This window comes from Burkholderia puraquae, assembly GCF_002099195.1.
Taxonomy (GTDB): Bacteria; Pseudomonadota; Gammaproteobacteria; order Burkholderiales; family Burkholderiaceae; genus Burkholderia; species Burkholderia puraquae.
The window spans coordinates 63,010-77,605 of record NZ_NBYX01000018.1 but is presented as its reverse complement, the minus strand read 5'-3'; the positions used below and the strand labels follow the sequence as shown (position 1 = coordinate 77,605).

The 14,596-nt window shown below is 67.8% G+C and carries 15 protein-coding genes; 11 read left to right on the top strand and 4 right to left on the bottom strand.

What is annotated here, in order from left to right:
• Positions 1 to 8: 8 nt before the first annotated feature.
• The 3 genes from rlmH to rng are packed head-to-tail and all read left to right on the top strand — an operon-like array spanning position 9 to position 2,641.
• A complete protein-coding gene (gene rlmH, locus B7G54_RS28115) occupies positions 9 to 479 on the top strand; it encodes a 23S rRNA (pseudouridine(1915)-N(3))-methyltransferase RlmH (RefSeq protein ID WP_011352746.1) in 471 nt (156 codons plus the stop codon).
• A 51-nt stretch (positions 480 to 530) separates the two neighbouring features.
• On the top strand, positions 531 to 1,163 hold the full coding sequence (locus B7G54_RS28110) for a Maf family protein (RefSeq protein WP_085042023.1): 633 nt from the start codon (positions 531 to 533) through the stop codon (positions 1,161 to 1,163).
• 8 nt (positions 1,164 to 1,171) lie between these two features.
• A complete protein-coding gene (rng, locus tag B7G54_RS28105; RefSeq protein ID WP_085042022.1) occupies positions 1,172 to 2,641 on the top strand; it encodes a ribonuclease G in 1,470 nt (489 codons plus the stop codon).
• Positions 2,642 to 2,720: 79 nt separating this feature from the next.
• Here rng and B7G54_RS28100 read toward each other — a convergent pair whose 3' ends face one another.
• Together B7G54_RS28100 and B7G54_RS28095 are read right to left on the bottom strand one after the other, a co-directional pair.
• A complete protein-coding gene (locus B7G54_RS28100) occupies positions 2,721 to 3,101 on the bottom strand; it encodes a DUF1493 family protein (protein ID WP_106409037.1) in 381 nt (126 codons plus the stop codon).
• Positions 3,102 to 3,103: 2 nt separating this feature from the next.
• Positions 3,104 to 3,559, bottom strand: coding sequence for an STM2901 family protein (locus B7G54_RS28095; protein ID WP_085042084.1), 456 nt, complete (start codon positions 3,557 to 3,559; stop codon positions 3,104 to 3,106).
• 247 nt (positions 3,560 to 3,806) lie between these two features.
• Here B7G54_RS28095 and B7G54_RS28090 point away from each other — a divergent pair, with 247 nt between their 5' ends.
• The 5 genes from B7G54_RS28090 to B7G54_RS28070 all read left to right on the top strand — a co-directional run bounded on the left by B7G54_RS28090 (position 3,807) and on the right by B7G54_RS28070 (position 8,901).
• Entirely contained in the window at positions 3,807 to 4,142 is a 336-nt protein-coding gene (locus B7G54_RS28090; RefSeq protein WP_085042020.1) for a YggL 50S ribosome-binding family protein, read from the top strand.
• A gap of 458 nt (positions 4,143 to 4,600) precedes the next feature.
• Entirely contained in the window at positions 4,601 to 5,827 is a 1,227-nt protein-coding gene (locus B7G54_RS28085; protein ID WP_085042019.1) for a collagen-like triple helix repeat-containing protein, read from the top strand.
• A gap of 241 nt (positions 5,828 to 6,068) precedes the next feature.
• A complete protein-coding gene (locus tag B7G54_RS28080) occupies positions 6,069 to 7,037 on the top strand; it encodes a PRC-barrel domain-containing protein (protein WP_085042018.1) in 969 nt (322 codons plus the stop codon).
• Entirely contained in the window at positions 7,034 to 8,293 is a 1,260-nt protein-coding gene (locus B7G54_RS28075) for an MFS transporter (protein ID WP_085042017.1), read from the top strand. The genes B7G54_RS28080 and B7G54_RS28075 overlap by 4 nt, the downstream gene beginning before the upstream one ends.
• Before the next feature lie 41 nt (positions 8,294 to 8,334).
• The gene (locus B7G54_RS28070; protein WP_085042016.1) at positions 8,335 to 8,901 is read left to right on the top strand and encodes an FUSC family protein; all 567 of its coding nucleotides are present in this window, start codon (positions 8,335 to 8,337) and stop codon (positions 8,899 to 8,901) included.
• 48 nt (positions 8,902 to 8,949) lie between these two features.
• On the opposite strand, the gene B7G54_RS28065 is transcribed toward B7G54_RS28070, so the two are convergent.
• Together B7G54_RS28065 and msbA are read right to left on the bottom strand one after the other, a co-directional pair.
• On the bottom strand, positions 8,950 to 9,330 hold the full coding sequence (locus B7G54_RS28065) for an RcnB family protein (RefSeq protein WP_085042015.1): 381 nt from the start codon (positions 9,328 to 9,330) through the stop codon (positions 8,950 to 8,952).
• Positions 9,331 to 9,436: 106 nt separating this feature from the next.
• Positions 9,437 to 11,188 carry a lipid A export permease/ATP-binding protein MsbA gene (gene msbA / locus B7G54_RS28060; RefSeq protein WP_085042014.1) on the bottom strand — a complete coding sequence of 584 codons (1,752 nt, stop codon included), beginning with the start codon at positions 11,186 to 11,188 and terminating at the stop codon, positions 9,437 to 9,439.
• Positions 11,189 to 11,412: 224 nt separating this feature from the next.
• On the opposite strand from msbA, the gene B7G54_RS28055 reads away from it, so the two are divergent.
• The 3 genes from B7G54_RS28055 to B7G54_RS28045 all read left to right on the top strand — a co-directional run bounded on the left by B7G54_RS28055 (position 11,413) and on the right by B7G54_RS28045 (position 14,563).
• Positions 11,413 to 12,165: a glycosyltransferase family 2 protein gene (locus tag B7G54_RS28055; RefSeq protein ID WP_085042013.1), complete on the top strand. Its 753-nt coding sequence runs from the start codon at positions 11,413 to 11,415 to the stop codon at positions 12,163 to 12,165.
• Between the two features lie 113 nt (positions 12,166 to 12,278).
• Positions 12,279 to 13,121 (top strand): glycosyltransferase family 2 protein, encoded by an 843-nt coding sequence (locus tag B7G54_RS28050; RefSeq protein ID WP_085042012.1) that lies wholly within the window; start codon positions 12,279 to 12,281, stop codon positions 13,119 to 13,121.
• 161 nt (positions 13,122 to 13,282) lie between these two features.
• On the top strand, positions 13,283 to 14,563 hold the full coding sequence (locus tag B7G54_RS28045; protein ID WP_085042011.1) for an O-antigen ligase family protein: 1,281 nt from the start codon (positions 13,283 to 13,285) through the stop codon (positions 14,561 to 14,563).
• The last annotated feature ends 33 nt before the right edge of the window (positions 14,564 to 14,596 follow it).

The window sequence follows — 14,596 nt, the reverse complement described above, 5'->3', positions numbered from 1 at the left end:
GTCTTCCGATGAAGCTTTTCATCCTTGCGGTCGGCCACAAGATGCCGGGCTGGATCGCATCCGGCTTCGACGAATACACGAAGCGGATGCCGCCCGAGTTGCGCATCGAGTTGCGCGAGATCAAGCCCGAACTGCGTTCGGGCGGCCGCAGCGCCGAAAGCGTGATGGCCGCCGAGCGGCAGAAGATCGAGGCCGCGTTGCCAAAAGGTGCGCGCCTCGTCGCGCTCGACGAACGCGGCCGCGACTGGACCACGATGCAGCTCGCGCAGGCGCTGCCCGGCTGGCAGCAGGACGGCCGCGACGTCGCGTTCGTGATCGGCGGCGCGGACGGGCTCGATCCCGAGCTGAAAGCGCGCGCCGACACGCTGCTGCGCATCTCCAGCATGACGCTGCCGCACGGAATGGTGCGCGTGCTGCTCGCCGAACAGCTTTACCGGGCGTGGAGCATCACGCAGAATCACCCCTACCACCGCGCATGACGTGTCGTCCTCGAGACGCGCGCCACGCGCGCACACCGAGATAACGACACCATGCCGTCCAGCACGCCCCCCGCGCTTTTCCCGATCCTTTACCTCGCTTCGCAAAGCCCGCGCCGCCAGGAGCTGCTGCAGCAGATCGGCGTACGCTTCGAACTGCTGCTGCCACACCCCGACGAGGACGCCGAGGCGCTCGAGGCCGAACTGCCCGGCGAAGCCGCCGATGCCTACGTTCGACGCGTGACCATCGCCAAGGCCGAGGCTGCGCGTGCGCGCCTCGTCGCGAGCGGCAAGCCTGCCTCGCCGGTGCTGGTCGCCGATACGACCGTCACGATCGACGGCGCGATCCTCGGCAAGCCGGCCGACGCCGACGACGCGCTCGCGATGCTGACCCGCCTCGCGGGCCGCGAACACACGGTGCTGACCGCCGTCGCCGTGATCGATGCCGACGGCGAACTGCTGCCGCCCGCACTGTCGCGCTCGTCGGTGCGCTTCGCGGCCGCGTCGCGCGATGCGTACGTGCGCTACGTCGAATCGGGCGAGCCGTTCGGCAAGGCCGGCGCATATGCGATCCAGGGGCGCGCGGCCGAGTTCATCGAGCGAATCGACGGTTCCCATTCAGGTATCATGGGTCTGCCCCTTTTTGAGACTGCCGCGCTGCTGCGCACCGCGCACGTCGCCTTCTGAATCCCACCATGAACGAAGAAATCCTGATCAACCTCACGCCGCAGGAAACGCGGGTCGCACTCGTCCAGCAAGGCGCGGTGCAGGAGCTTCACGTCGAGCGCACACTGTCGCGCGGGCGGGTCGGCAACATCTATCTCGGCAAGGTCGTGCGCGTGCTGCCCGGCATGCAGTCCGCGTTCATCGACATCGGCCTCGAACGCGCAGCGTTCCTGCACGTCGCCGACATCTGGCATCCGCGCCTCGCGGGCGAGCCGCAGTCGGGCACGCCGCACCAGCCGATCGAGAAGATCGTGTTCGAGGGCCAAACGCTGATGGTCCAGGTGATCAAGGATCCGATCGGCACGAAGGGCGCGCGGCTGTCGACACAGGTCAGCATCGCGGGCCGCACGCTCGTCTACTTGCCGCAGGAGCCGCACATCGGCATCTCGCAGAAGATCGAGAGCGAGGCCGAGCGCGAGGCCGTGCGTGCGCGCCTGACGGCCGTGATCCCGGCGGACGAGAAAGGCGGCTACATCGTCCGCACGATCGCCGAGGATGCGACCTCCGACGAACTCGCCGGTGACGTCACGTACCTGCGCAAGACATGGGCGACGATCGTCGCTCAGGCGCAGCGGCTGCCGGCGACGAGCCTGTTGTACCAGGATCTCGATCTCGCGCAGCGCGTGCTGCGCGATTTCGCAAACGATGACACGACGCGCATCCAGGTCGATTCGCGCGAGACGTACCAGCGCCTCTCGGAATTCGCGTCCGAGTTCACGCCGGCCGTGAGCCCGAAGCTGCACCACTACACGGGCGAGCGGCCGCTGTTCGACCTGTACAACATCGAGACGGAGATCCAGCGCGCGCTGTCGCGCCGCGTCGACCTGAAGTCGGGTGGCTACCTGATGATCGACCAGACCGAGGCGATGACGACGATCGACGTGAACACGGGCGGCTACGTCGGCGCGCGCAACTTCGACGACACGATCTTCAAGACCAACCTCGAGGCCGCGCACACGATCGCGCGGCAGCTGCGGCTGCGCAACCTCGGCGGGATCATCATCATCGACTTCATCGACATGGAGAACGCCGAGCATCGCGACGCGGTGCTGTCCGAGCTGAAGAAGGCGCTGTCGCGCGACCGCACGCGCGTGACGGTCAACAGCTTCTCGCAGCTCGGGCTCGTCGAGATGACGCGCAAGCGCACGCGCGAATCGCTCGCGCACGTGCTGTGCGAGCCATGCCCGACCTGCCAGGGCAAGGGCCAGGTGAAGACGTCGCGCACCGTGTGCTACGACATCCTGCGCGAGATCCTGCGCGAGTCGCGGCAGTTCAACCCGCGCGAATTCCGCGTGATCGCCGCGCAACAGGTGATCGACCTGTTTCTCGACGAGGAATCGCAGCATCTTGCGATGCTGATCGACTTCATCGGCAAGCCGGTGTCGCTGCAGGTCGAGTCGAATCTGAGCCAGGAGCAGTACGATATCGTGCTGATGTAACGCTGCGTTCTGCTGCGGTTGCGCGATTCCTGCCCGGCACGGCAGGGATTTCGCGCAACCTGCATGCAATGGTGAACGGCTATTCCGCGCGGCCCCCTTCCCGTGCGAAACGCTCGATCGCTTCGGTATCCCACCGGCCGAGACGCATCGCTTCTTCCAGCATGGCGAACGTAAGCGGTACACGCGGCGGCTTACGGTAACGCTCCGAAAACAGCGCGAGAAACGTCGTCACCATGTCTTGGCCCTCAGGACCGAAGTAGCGGTCGTAAGGGAACTCAGTGGCATGCATACCGAACGTTTCTGCCCATTTGTCGATGAACTCGACTGCGTCGACTCCCGTCACGCCCAGACCCTCTTCGAGGCGTGAGAAAGGTTCGATCCTCAGCTGACCGCCGAACAACGGTCGACCCAGCTCTTCACGTGTAAATATGGCCAGCTTTTCCCACATATCGGTCGGCACGATCAGAACACCCTGTCTTCTGGTTTGGCGACGGCGTTGTACCGGCGCACCGTGTTGAACATGATGACGGCCGCATCCGTGGCCAGAAAAACTTCCCCGATGACCGGAATGGTCCTGCCAACCCATGCACCAAGATTCTTCGTGGACGCGATCCGTACGCCCTGGGCGCTCACTGACAAGATCATCGGCAAGCGCATCTTCATCTGAATCGGCAAAAGCTTGCGCGCAGCAATCGACACGACCGATGTGCCCTTGGTCGCCGTGGCAAATTTACCGGGTGCCGGCACATCGCCTTGGCCAAGCAGGACTGCCGCAGCAGCAGCGAGATCATCGAGTCCGAGGCGGGCATGGAGCTCGCCGACCGCGATCCAGAAAAACAGATCCCCCGACGTAAGGTCGACATGACCATTGTACGAATAGCGATTCGTCCGACATACGGCCCTCGTGGTTGTTCGAATGACCGCAGACGTTAGCAAAACGGAACACGCTCGCCATCCCTGTATCATTCGGTCAAGCGTGCAATAGGCCGCTTGACCAGGCCGCACGGCGAAGAGCGCATCGCGCAATTGTTTAAGAACAGTTTCGAAAACGGTCCCGCGATACGCCCGCTTTCGCCTCCAGCCTCGCCCGTGCCGCATGTCGACCGGGCGCCCGCGCCATCCGCCGCGCTATCCTTACCCACCTCTCATTCACTCACCACACACCATGAGCCAAGGCCATAACCGCCGCCAGCGCAAGAAACTCCACATCGGCGAATTCCAGGAACTCGCGTTCAACGCCACCGCGCATTACCGCAACGACATGACCGACCTCGCGCGCGGCGAGCTGATCGACGCGTTCATCGACTTCGTCGAAGCGAACGGGCTGATGACCGTCGCGTCCGCGGACGAAGGCATCGGCGCGTACGTGATCTCCGGCGCGCCGCGCGGCACGACGACCGACGCCGATCGCGAACTCGTGCGCGGGTGGCTCGCCGCCCGCCCGGAACTGAAGGACGTCAAGGTCAGCGAGTTCACCGACGCGTGGTATCCGGACGCCTGATTTCCCCCGCTTCACCCTGCTTCACGCAGCGCCCGCGCCTGCCCGCCATGACGGCGGGCCAGGCCGGTGCGGCACCCCTCCCGCCTTCGCCACCCGCCTCTCCGGCATCGACTCACACGATTCGCATCGCGTCGACCGTGATTACCCCGATTTCCGCATTGAATCGGACGCTTACTTCAATTTAACGATCATTAAAAGACGCCTCGCATCGGCGGACCTACTCTGATTGCCAGGAATCCGGTGTTTTCCGGCGCGATCGGCAAGCAATACGAAAGAATGCGAATCGCTCGCCCGACAGGTGCTCCGGATTCCGGTACGGGCGAAATGCGACACGGCGACGGGCAATCAGGGAGACAAACCGACAACGCGCCAGCCGCTTCCCGTTCGCAGCGACGACACGTCGGCGCACGCGACGGCCGCCTGACCCAATCCATCAAACGAGACAAGACGAGGACGACATGACTACGCCGACCATCCATCAAGCAGGACTCCGAATGATCATGATCGCGGCGGGTGTTGCGGCGCTGATGTCGCTGTCCGCCTGCGGCGGCTCCGGCTCGCTGAGCCAGGGCACCGGCGGCAGCGGCTCGGGTTCGGGCGACACGACCGCGACGACCGGCGGCACGGGCGCCGGCAACGGAAGCGGCAGCGCGTCAGGCAGCAGCTCGACCGCGGGCGGCACGGGGAGCGGAACCGGCAGCACGTCCGGCACCGGCACGTCGGCCAATGCACTCGGCCAGACGATCGACGCGTCGAGCAACGTCGTGACGGCCGCGGGCGGCACCGTATCGGGCGCCGGCACGGTGATCGCGGGCCAGTCGCTGCCCGGCACGAACGCGGCGACCACGCAAGGGCTCGGCACCGTCGTGCAGGATGCCGGTGCCGCCGTCACGACGCTCGGCACCGGGCTCGGGTCGGGGCTCGGCCAGCTCGGCGCATCGTCGAACCCGGTCGGCACGACGGTCGCGAGCACGGGCGGCGTGGTCACGAACCTCGGCAACGCGGTCGCGGCGACCGGCGGCGTCGTGTCGAGTCTCGGTGCCAGCGGCTCGGCACTGGCCCCGCTCGCCCCCGTCACGTCGCCCGTCGGCGGCGCGATCACGACGCTCGGCAATACGATCGCGGGCGGCGGCGCAACGCTCGGCACGCAGCTGTCGACCGGCCCCGTCGCGCAGGTCACGGGCGCCGCCAGTTCGGCGATCACGCCGATCACGACGACGGTCGGGTCGGTCACGCAGACCGTCGCATCGAGCACGCCGCTCGGCGCACCGCTCACGAACCTCGTGACGACAGTCGGCAACGGCGTTGCGAACGCCGGCACGACGATCGCGAAAACCGGCGGCAATCCGGTCACGACCGGCGTCGGCAACGTCGTGACGGCGACCGGCAATACGGTGGCCACCGCCGGCACGACACTGCTCGGCGGCGGCGGTGCCGCGACGAATCCGCTCGCGCCGGTCACGGGGCTCCTGTCGACCGGCGCACTCGGCGGCGCGACGGGCGGCAGCAACCCGGCCGCCGCGCTCACGTCGGCGGTCGGCACCGTGACGGGAGCGGTATCCGGCGCGACCGGCGGCTCACCCGTCGCGGGGCTGACGGGCGGCAGCGGCACCGGTGCACTCTCGAAGACGGGCGCCGGCGTGCTCGCGCCCGTGACGACAACGATCGGCGCGCTGGTCAAATAAGCAGCAGGCCGGTACGGCGCCCGCACGTCGCAGACGATCGGGCGCCTTAGCCGGTATCCAACCTCTTCCCCACCTCGCGATCCCTTCCTTTTCCCGACAGTCCGCCTCCAGCAAGCCATCGAAATCGGTCCTGAAAGCAAGACACGTTAAAATCTCACGTCGCGTGGTGCGCCGCCCGCACCCGCCATCCATCGCCAGCCGCGTGCCCTCGGGCCGCCCCCGACCCATGGAGTGAGTGTCAATGAGCGGCGGACTTCCGTTTCCCGCATCCTGTAAGTCGTTGCCGTCCTCGACGGTCTTCCTGATTGTCGCCGTCGCCGCGCTGCTGTCCGGCTGCGGGCTGCTGCCGGTCCAGAATCCGCCTGCGCCGATCAGCGAGGCGCTCGTCGAGCCCGTCGAGGAAACCGCCGGCGAACCGCTGACGATGCCGCCCGTGCCCGCGCCGACGCATCCGGAGGAACCGGAAGCGCCGAAGAAACCGCACCGCGAAGTCACGCGGCCGAAGCCCGTGCAGCGCCCCGAATCGCCGACACCGCCGCCGCCACCGCCCGCGCCGATCGTCGCGACGCGCCCGCTCGACCGCACCCAGATCCACGCGTTGCTCGACAGTGAAGTCGCGCGCCGCAACGGCAAGGTGATCGGCCGCGCGGTCGACATGGTGACCGACGCGAGCGGCAAGCCGCGCGAGATGGTCGTCAACCTGCAGGGCTTCATGGGCGTCGGCGACCGCAAGGTCATCTTCCCGTGGAACGCGTTCCGCTTCACGCCGGGCGGCAAACAGGAGCCGATCGTGCTCGACGTGCCGTCGGGCGACCTGCCCCCGGCTGTGCGGCCCAAGGCCGTGCCGCTGTCGGGTTCGGCCGCGGCTTCGCCCGCGACGCGACTGCCGCTGCTCGACAGCGACGTCGAGCGCCCGAACGGCACGAAGATCGGCCGCATCGTCGACGTGCTGATCGACCGCGCGTCGCAGCCGCAGGCTGTCGTGCTCGACCTCGGCGGCCTCGTCAATACCGATCGCCGTTCGATCGCCGCGAGCTGGGGCGCGCTGCGCTTCGTCACGCGCGACAAGGCGCTGCGCCCGCAACTCGACCTGAACGACGCACAGATCAAGGCATCGCCGCCCTACGCGCCCGACAAGCCGATTGTCGCGGTCTTCCCGCCCGTTGCCCCGGCACCGGTGCCGGCTTCATCTGCGAGTGCGACCCGATGACGATCAAGCATTCCGTCAGCGCACGCAGTCTCCGGTCCCTCGACTGGCTCAACTTCTTCGTTGCAAACGTTCAAACAGGGTTCGGTCCGTTCATCGCGTCCTACCTCGCGTCGCACAAGTGGACGCAGGGCGAGATCGGCATGGTGCTGTCGATCGGCACGATCAGCGCGATGGTCAGCCAGGTGCCCGGCGGCGCGGCCGTCGATGCGCTGAAGAACAAGAAAGGCGCGGCCGCGTGGGCGATCGCGGCCATCATCCTGTCCGCGGTGCTGCTCGCGTCGAGCCCGACGATCGTGCCGGTGATCGCCGCCGAGGTGTTCCACGGTTTCGCGAGCTGCATGCTCGTGCCGGCGATGGCCGCCATCTCGTTCTCGCTCGTCGGCCGCGCCGACCTCGGCGACCGGCTCGGCCGCAACGCGCGCTGGGCGTCGATCGGCAGCGCGGTCGCGGCGGGCCTGATGGGGCTCACCGGCGAATACTTCTCCGCGCGCGCGGTGTTCTGGCTGACTGCCGTGCTGGCGCTGCCCGCGCTGTTCGCGCTCGCGATGATCCAGCCGACGCACGAGGTGATCCCGCAATCGTCGAAGCCGGACGACCGCGACGAAGCCGGCGAACGCGAAACGCTCCTCGAACTGCTGCGCGACCGCCGGATGCTGATCTTCGCCGCCTGCGTCGTGCTGTTCCATCTGTCGAACGCGGCGATGCTGAACCTCGCGGCCGGCGAAGTCACGGCCGGGATGGGCGAAAACGTGCAGCTCGTGATCGCCGCGTGCATCATCGTGCCGCAGGCGATCGTCGCGATGCTGTCGCCGTGGGTCGGGCGCTCCGCGCAACGCTGGGGCCGACGGCCGATCCTGCTGCTCGGCTTTTCGGCGTTGCCGGTGCGTGCGCTGCTGTTCGCCGGCGTGAGCAGCCCGTACCTGCTGGTGCCCGTGCAGATGCTCGACGGCATCAGCGCGGCCGTGTTCGGCGTGATGCTGCCGCTGATCGCGGCCGACGTCGCGGGCGGCAAGGGCCGCTACAACCTGTGCATCGGGCTGTTCGGGCTCGCGGCCGGGATCGGCGCGACGCTCAGCACGGCCGCGGCCGGCTACGTCGCCGATCACTTCGGCAACGCGGTCAGCTTCTTCGGGCTCGCGGGGGCCGGTGCGCTGGCGGTGCTGCTGGTCTGGCTCGTGATGCCCGAAACACGCGTCGAGAACGGCGATGCGGCGGCCGACGAACCGGCCGCCGCATCGCCCGAACAGGCGCACTGACGCCCGCGCGCCGCCGTTACCCGCTTCTTGCCCAACGCATGATGGATACGATCAGGACACTCAACGAAGCCCGCCAGCAGATTCAGCAGTCGATCTTCGATCTGTTCAAGGGGCTGTCATTCAGCGAGCGGCTCGCGCAAGGCGGGCTGATGGCGCTGCAGGCCGTGTGCGGCGCGTGCCTCGCGTACGTGATCGGCCGCGCGCTGCACACCGAGCAGGCCGTGTGGGCGGCGATCACCGCGATCGCCGTGACGCAGCACAACTACTCGGACACGATGTCGCTGTCGCGCGACCAGTTCGTCGGCGCGATGGTCGGCGGCGTGCTCGGTTTCGCCGGCGCGGCGCTCGGTGGCGACCGGCTCGTCGCGTATGCGATTACCGTCGCGGTCGTGGTCGTCTGCTGCTGGTGCCTGAATGTCGGCAGCGCGGCACGGCTCGGCGGCGTGACCGCGACGATCGTGCTGCTGTTTCCGGGCAACGGCCCGCTGTGGGACATTCCGCTGATGCGGCTCGGCGAGGTGACGCTCGGCACCGTGTGTGCGCTGGGCGTGTGCTGGGTGATGTCGAAAATCGAGCGCCGCTGGTTCCGCCGCGCAGCGGCCAAGTGACGCGGCAGCCCGGCACGCATCGCGATACGTGCCGGGCGATCGGCAAGGTCAGTCGCCGATCCGCAGCACGATGCCGGAGCCGATCTGCACCAGCAGGTGATCCCCGCCGACGCCGACCCATTGATAGCCGCGCGGCGGCGGGCTCAGGCGATAGCCGCGCCAGTCGTCGATCACGTACTGGCGATCGCGGAACTCGGGGGGAAGCCGGTCGCCCTTGTGCCACTCGCGGCGCGGCTGGTCGGCCCAGCGCGGCGGCACGTCGTCCTCATGACGCATCTGGCCGGGCGGCATGTGATTCGGGCCGTGGCCGCGGTGCATGCCATGGCCGCCCTGGTCGTTGTGGTTGTCGTGGTCCTGCGCCATCGCGGCCGGCGCGGCGAAACCCGCCGCGATCAGCGCGGCCAGCATCATCCCGTGCATCTTCTTCATCGTGCCTTCCCTCCGTGTTGTCACGTCGAACGAAACCACTCGAACTACCCGATCAAGACTAGCACACGGTATCGCGCGGCCGCATGACCGCGCACATGACCCCGCGTTACGCCGCCTGCTGCTGGTACTGGATCCGGTGCAGGTGCGCGTAGAGGCCGCCGTGGCGCAGCAATTCGTCGTGGCTGCCCTCTTCGACGATCTTGCCGGCCTCGAGCACGAGGATGCGGTCCGCACGCTCGATCGTCGACAGCCGGTGCGCGATCACGAGCGTCGTGCGGCCTTCCATCAGCCGTTCGAGTGCGGCCTGCACGTGGCGCTCCGATTCCGAGTCGAGCGCCGACGTCGCTTCGTCGAGGATCAGGATCGGCGCGTCCTTGTAGATCGCGCGCGCGATTGCGAGACGCTGGCGCTGGCCGCCGGACAACCGCATCCCGTTGCCGCCGACGAGCGTGTCGAGCCCGTCGGGCATCGCGGCGACCGCATCGGCGAGGTTTGCAGCCTCGAGCGCGGCCTGCACGCGTGTGCGGTCGGGCGTCTGCCCGTACGCGACGTTCGCGGCGATCGTGTCGTTGAACAGCACGACGTCCTGGCTGACCATCGCCATCTGGCCGCGCAGCGCGTGGAGGTCGTAGTCGGCAACCGGTACGCCGTCGACCAGGATCGCACCGTCGGTCGGGTCGAAGAAGCGCGGCAGCAAGTTTACGAGCGTCGTCTTGCCGCTGCCGGACGGGCCCGCGAGCGCGATCATTTCACCGGGCGCGACCTTGAACGAGATGCGGTCGAGCGTCGGCCGCTCGGCCGCGCCGTAGTCGAACGACACGTCGCGGAACTCGATCTCGCCGCGCGCATGCGGCAGCAGCCGGCCGCCGCCCCGCGGCTCGGCCGGTTCGTCGATCAGCCCGAAGATCAGCTCCGCGGCCGTCATCCCGCGCTGCAGCGGCTGGTTGACGTCGATCAGGTGCTTGAGCGGCGAGATCACCAGCAGCATCGACGTGACGAACGCGACGAAGCCGCCGACCGTCGTCTGGTCGTTCGACGACTGCACGACCGCGATCGTGATCACGACCGCGAGCGCGATCGACGCGAGAAACTGCGTGAGCGGCTGAGCGAGGCCGCCGGAGATCGTCATGCGCATCGCGTAGCCGCGCAGGCGCTTGCTCATCTGCGCGAAGCGGTCCATCTCGTACGCTTCGCCGTTGTGCACCTTGACGACCTTGTAGCCGCCGACCGTCTCCTCGACGATGTACGACAGCTCGTTGGTCAGCGTCTGGTGCTCGCGGTTCAGGCGGCGCAGGCGGCGGTTGATCTTGCTGACGAGCCAGCCGATGCCCGGCAGGATCACTGCGACGATCAGCGTGAGCCGCCAGTTCAGGTAGAACAGGTAGCCGAGCAGGAAGATCACCGTCAGCGAATCGCGCACGAGCGTGACCATCACGCCCGTCAGCACCGACAGGATCTGGTTGACCTCGAACACGATCGCGTTGATCACCGTGCTCGCCGTCTCGCGCTGGAAGAACGACGCGCCCGTGTGCAGCATCCGCTGGAACATCTCGAGCCGCAGTTGCAGCAGGATACGGTTCGACACGTAGTTGAGCAGGTAATTCGACGCGTACTGCGATACGCCGCGCACGAGCGCGAGCCCGATCACGGCCATCGGCACGTACCATTTCGCGCGGTCGCTGCCGTGCGAGCCGAAGCCGTGGTCGAGCAGCGGCTTGAGCAGCGCCGGAATACCGGCCTCGGTGGCCGCGACGACGCCCATCGTCATCACGGCGAGCACCACGATGCCGATCAGCGGCCGGATGTACGGCCACAGGCGCTTGAGGACCGTCACCGGCGAGGTGCCGGTGCCGTCCATCGGTTTGCGAAGAGTGTTCTGGGTTTCCAAGGCATTCCTTCTTGAGCCGCGAAGCGGCGCCCGGACGTGGCCGCCCGGGATTTCGCCCCTGTCGGGCGGGTGCCGAAAAGGGCTCAACATTATAGCCGCACCGCCCCGGCCGGAACGGTCATGGCCGATGCGGGCGGCGGCCGGGCCGCGGGTATACTGCCGCTCACCGTTTTCTCCGCCTTTCCGACGATTTCATGGCTGAACCCTCCCTCGGCGTCGCCCTCATCGCCCTCAACGCGTCCGCGCGGCTTGCGCAGTGCCTTGCCGCGCTGTCGTTCGCCGACGACGTCGTCGTGATCGACGGCGGCAGCACCGACGATACCGTCGCGATCGCGCAGGCGCACGGCGCGCGCGTGATCGTCGAGCGCGACTGGCCGGGCTTCGGCCCGCAGAAGAATCGTGCGCTCGACGCGCTCGACACCGACTGGATCCTGTCCCTCGATACCGACGAAGTCGTCACCCCGGAACTCGCGCGGTCGATCCGCGACACGATCCGCGCGCCGGCCGCGCAGGTCTATGCGGTCGACCGGCTGTCGAGCTTCTGCGGCCAGTGGATCCATCACAGCGGCTGGTATCCGGATTGGATCCCGCGCCTGTTCCGGCGCGGCGCCGCGCGCTTCTCGGACGATCTCGTGCACGAACGCCTCGTGTTCGATGGCGCCGCGCAGCGCCTGTCCGGCAAGCTGATGCACTATTCGTACGAGGATTTCGAAACCGTCGTGCGCAAGCTCGACGCGTATTCGACGGCCGGTGCGCGCCAGCGCCGCGCAGCCGGCCAGCGCGGCGGCTTCGGCAAGGCGCTCGCGCGCGGCGCCTGGGCATTCGTGCGCACCTACGTGCTGCGGCGCGGCTTCCTCGACGGCCGTGCAGGCTTCATGATCGCCGTGTTCAACGCGGAGACCGTGTACTACCGCTTCCTGAAGCTCGGTCACGAACGGGCGCGCTGAGCGCCCGCCCGGCACGCGGCCGGCCCGGCGTTACAATGCCGGGCTGCCCGCGCCCCGCGTGCCTGCCCGACAGGCGCCGCCGCGCACCACGACGACTACCGAATCCGACCGCCATGTTCTCCATCATCATTCCGACCTGGAACAACCTGCCGTACCTCAAGCTCGTCGTCGACAGCCTGCGCCGCCACTCCGCGTACGACCACCAGATCATCGTGCACGTGAACGACGGCTCGGACGGCACGCTCGACTGGGTGCGCAGCGAAGGCATCGAACACACTGCGTCGCCGACCAACATCGGCATCTGCCACGCGGTGAACTGGGCCGCCGCGCGCGCAACACGCGACTACGTCGTCTACATGAACGACGACATGTTCTGCTGCCCCGGCTGGGACACGGCGCTCGTGCGCCGCATCGAACAGATGCCGACCGACCTCTTCATGCTGTCGGGCACGATGGTCGAGCCGGTCGACACGCGCAACCCGTGCGTCGTGGTCAGCAATTTCGGCCGCGACGCCGAACAATTCGACGCGGCGGGCCTCGTCGCGGCGGCCCCGCAGCTCGTGCGCGCCGACTGGCTCGGCTCGACCTGGCCGCCGACGCTCGTGCACCGCGACTGGTGGAACCGGATCGGCGGCTACAGCAGCGAACTGTCGCCCGGCATGAGCAGCGACAACGACTTCTCGATGAAATTCTGGGATGCCGGCTGCCGGATCTTCCTGGGTGTCGGCGACAGCCTCGTCTACCACTTCCAGCAGAAGAGCACGGGCAAGATCGTCAAGAACGACGGCCGCCGCCAGTTCCTGAACAAATGGGGCATGACCCAGGCGACGTTCGACCGCTACTACCTGCATCGCGGCGAGCCGGCCGGCACGCGCATCGCGCTCGACACGCCGGCAGTCGCTGGACGCCTGAAGCGCGCGCTGCTGCGCTCGAGGATCAAGCGCGCGTTCAGCTGATCGGGCTCGGGTGATCGGATCCACCCGATCTGGCCCTGGAAACGACGCGGAAACGCGGCCGGCTTCGCGTATACTGCGCGGTTCGTCCTGGCCCGTGCCGCCGGGACGAGCGGCGCGCCGCACGTGCCCGCGTGCCGCATTCGCCCATTCGACAGGTTCCGATGCTTTCGTTTTCCGCCCCCGCCACCCGGCGCCTGACCGCCGCCCGAGCCTTCGCCGTCGCCGCGCTGTGCATGGTGCCTGTCTCGACGGCGCTGACCAACATCTTCTGCGCGCTGTTCGCGGTTGCGCTCGTCATCTCGCCCGAATTCTGGCGCAACCTGCGCTCGTTCGTCACCGATCCGCCGTCGCTCGCGGCGTTGCTGATCCTCGCCGCGCTGGCCGCCAGCGTCACCTATACAGTCGCGCCGCATGACAAGGCATGGAACTGGGTCGCGAAATACGACAAGCTATTGCTGCTGCCCTTCGCCGTGCTCGCATTCCGTCAGTCGAACTGGGCGCCGATCGTGCAACGCTGCTGGTTCGTCACGCTGTGCGTGATCCTGGTTCTGTCGACGACCAACTATCTCGGCCTGACCGCGATCGGGCCCGCGCACGCGACCGGGCTGCCAACGTCCCGCGCCTGGGTGTTCAAGAACCACATCGCGGCCGGCATGTTCGGCGCGCTGCTGTTCTATCAGGCGGCCGATCTCGCGCTGTCGGCCCGCAGGGCGCTGCCGCGTGTGGCCTATGCCGGCGTGGCAGTCTGGTCGCTCGTCAACGTGTTCGTGATGCTGCAAGGACGCACGGGGCAGGTCATTGCGCTGCTGCTGATCCTCGTTGTCGCCGTACGGTTCGTGCTCCTGCTGCACAAGCAATCGGCGCTGTGCGCGTGGCTCGCCGCCTGCGTGCTGGCGCTGGCCGGCGTGGCACTCGTGGTTGCGGTCGGCACGATGCGCAACGGCCGGCTCGTGGAGGTCGCGTCGGAAGTGCAGCAGTACCATCAGAGCGACGCGATCACGTCGTCCGGGTTACGGCTCGAGTGGTACAAGAAGGGCCTCGATCTGTATCGTCAGCGTCCCGTGATCGGCTACGGCGCGGGCGGTCTCGAAGTCCAGTTCGAGAAGCTCGCGGCCGGCAAGACAGCGGCCGAAGGCCAGCTCACGTCGAACCCCCACAACGAATACCTGCTGATGGCCGTGCAGCTCGGCACGCTCGGCCTGGTGCTGTTCGTCAACCTGATCGCGCAGATCGCGCGCGGCAGCCGCACGCTCGATCCGCGCTCGCGGCATCTGCTGCTCGGCTGGCTCGCGATCTTCACGGTCGGCAGTCTCGCGAATTCGCTGCTGCTCGATTTCGCCGAAGGGCACCTCATCGTGCTGCTCGCCGGCATCCTGCTCGGCTGCGGCGAGCGCGGCGAAGCGCTGCCGCGCGAGACGTCGGCGATCCGGCGCAGCGCGTAACGCGCAACGACATACGCTCCGCTGTCGGCCGGC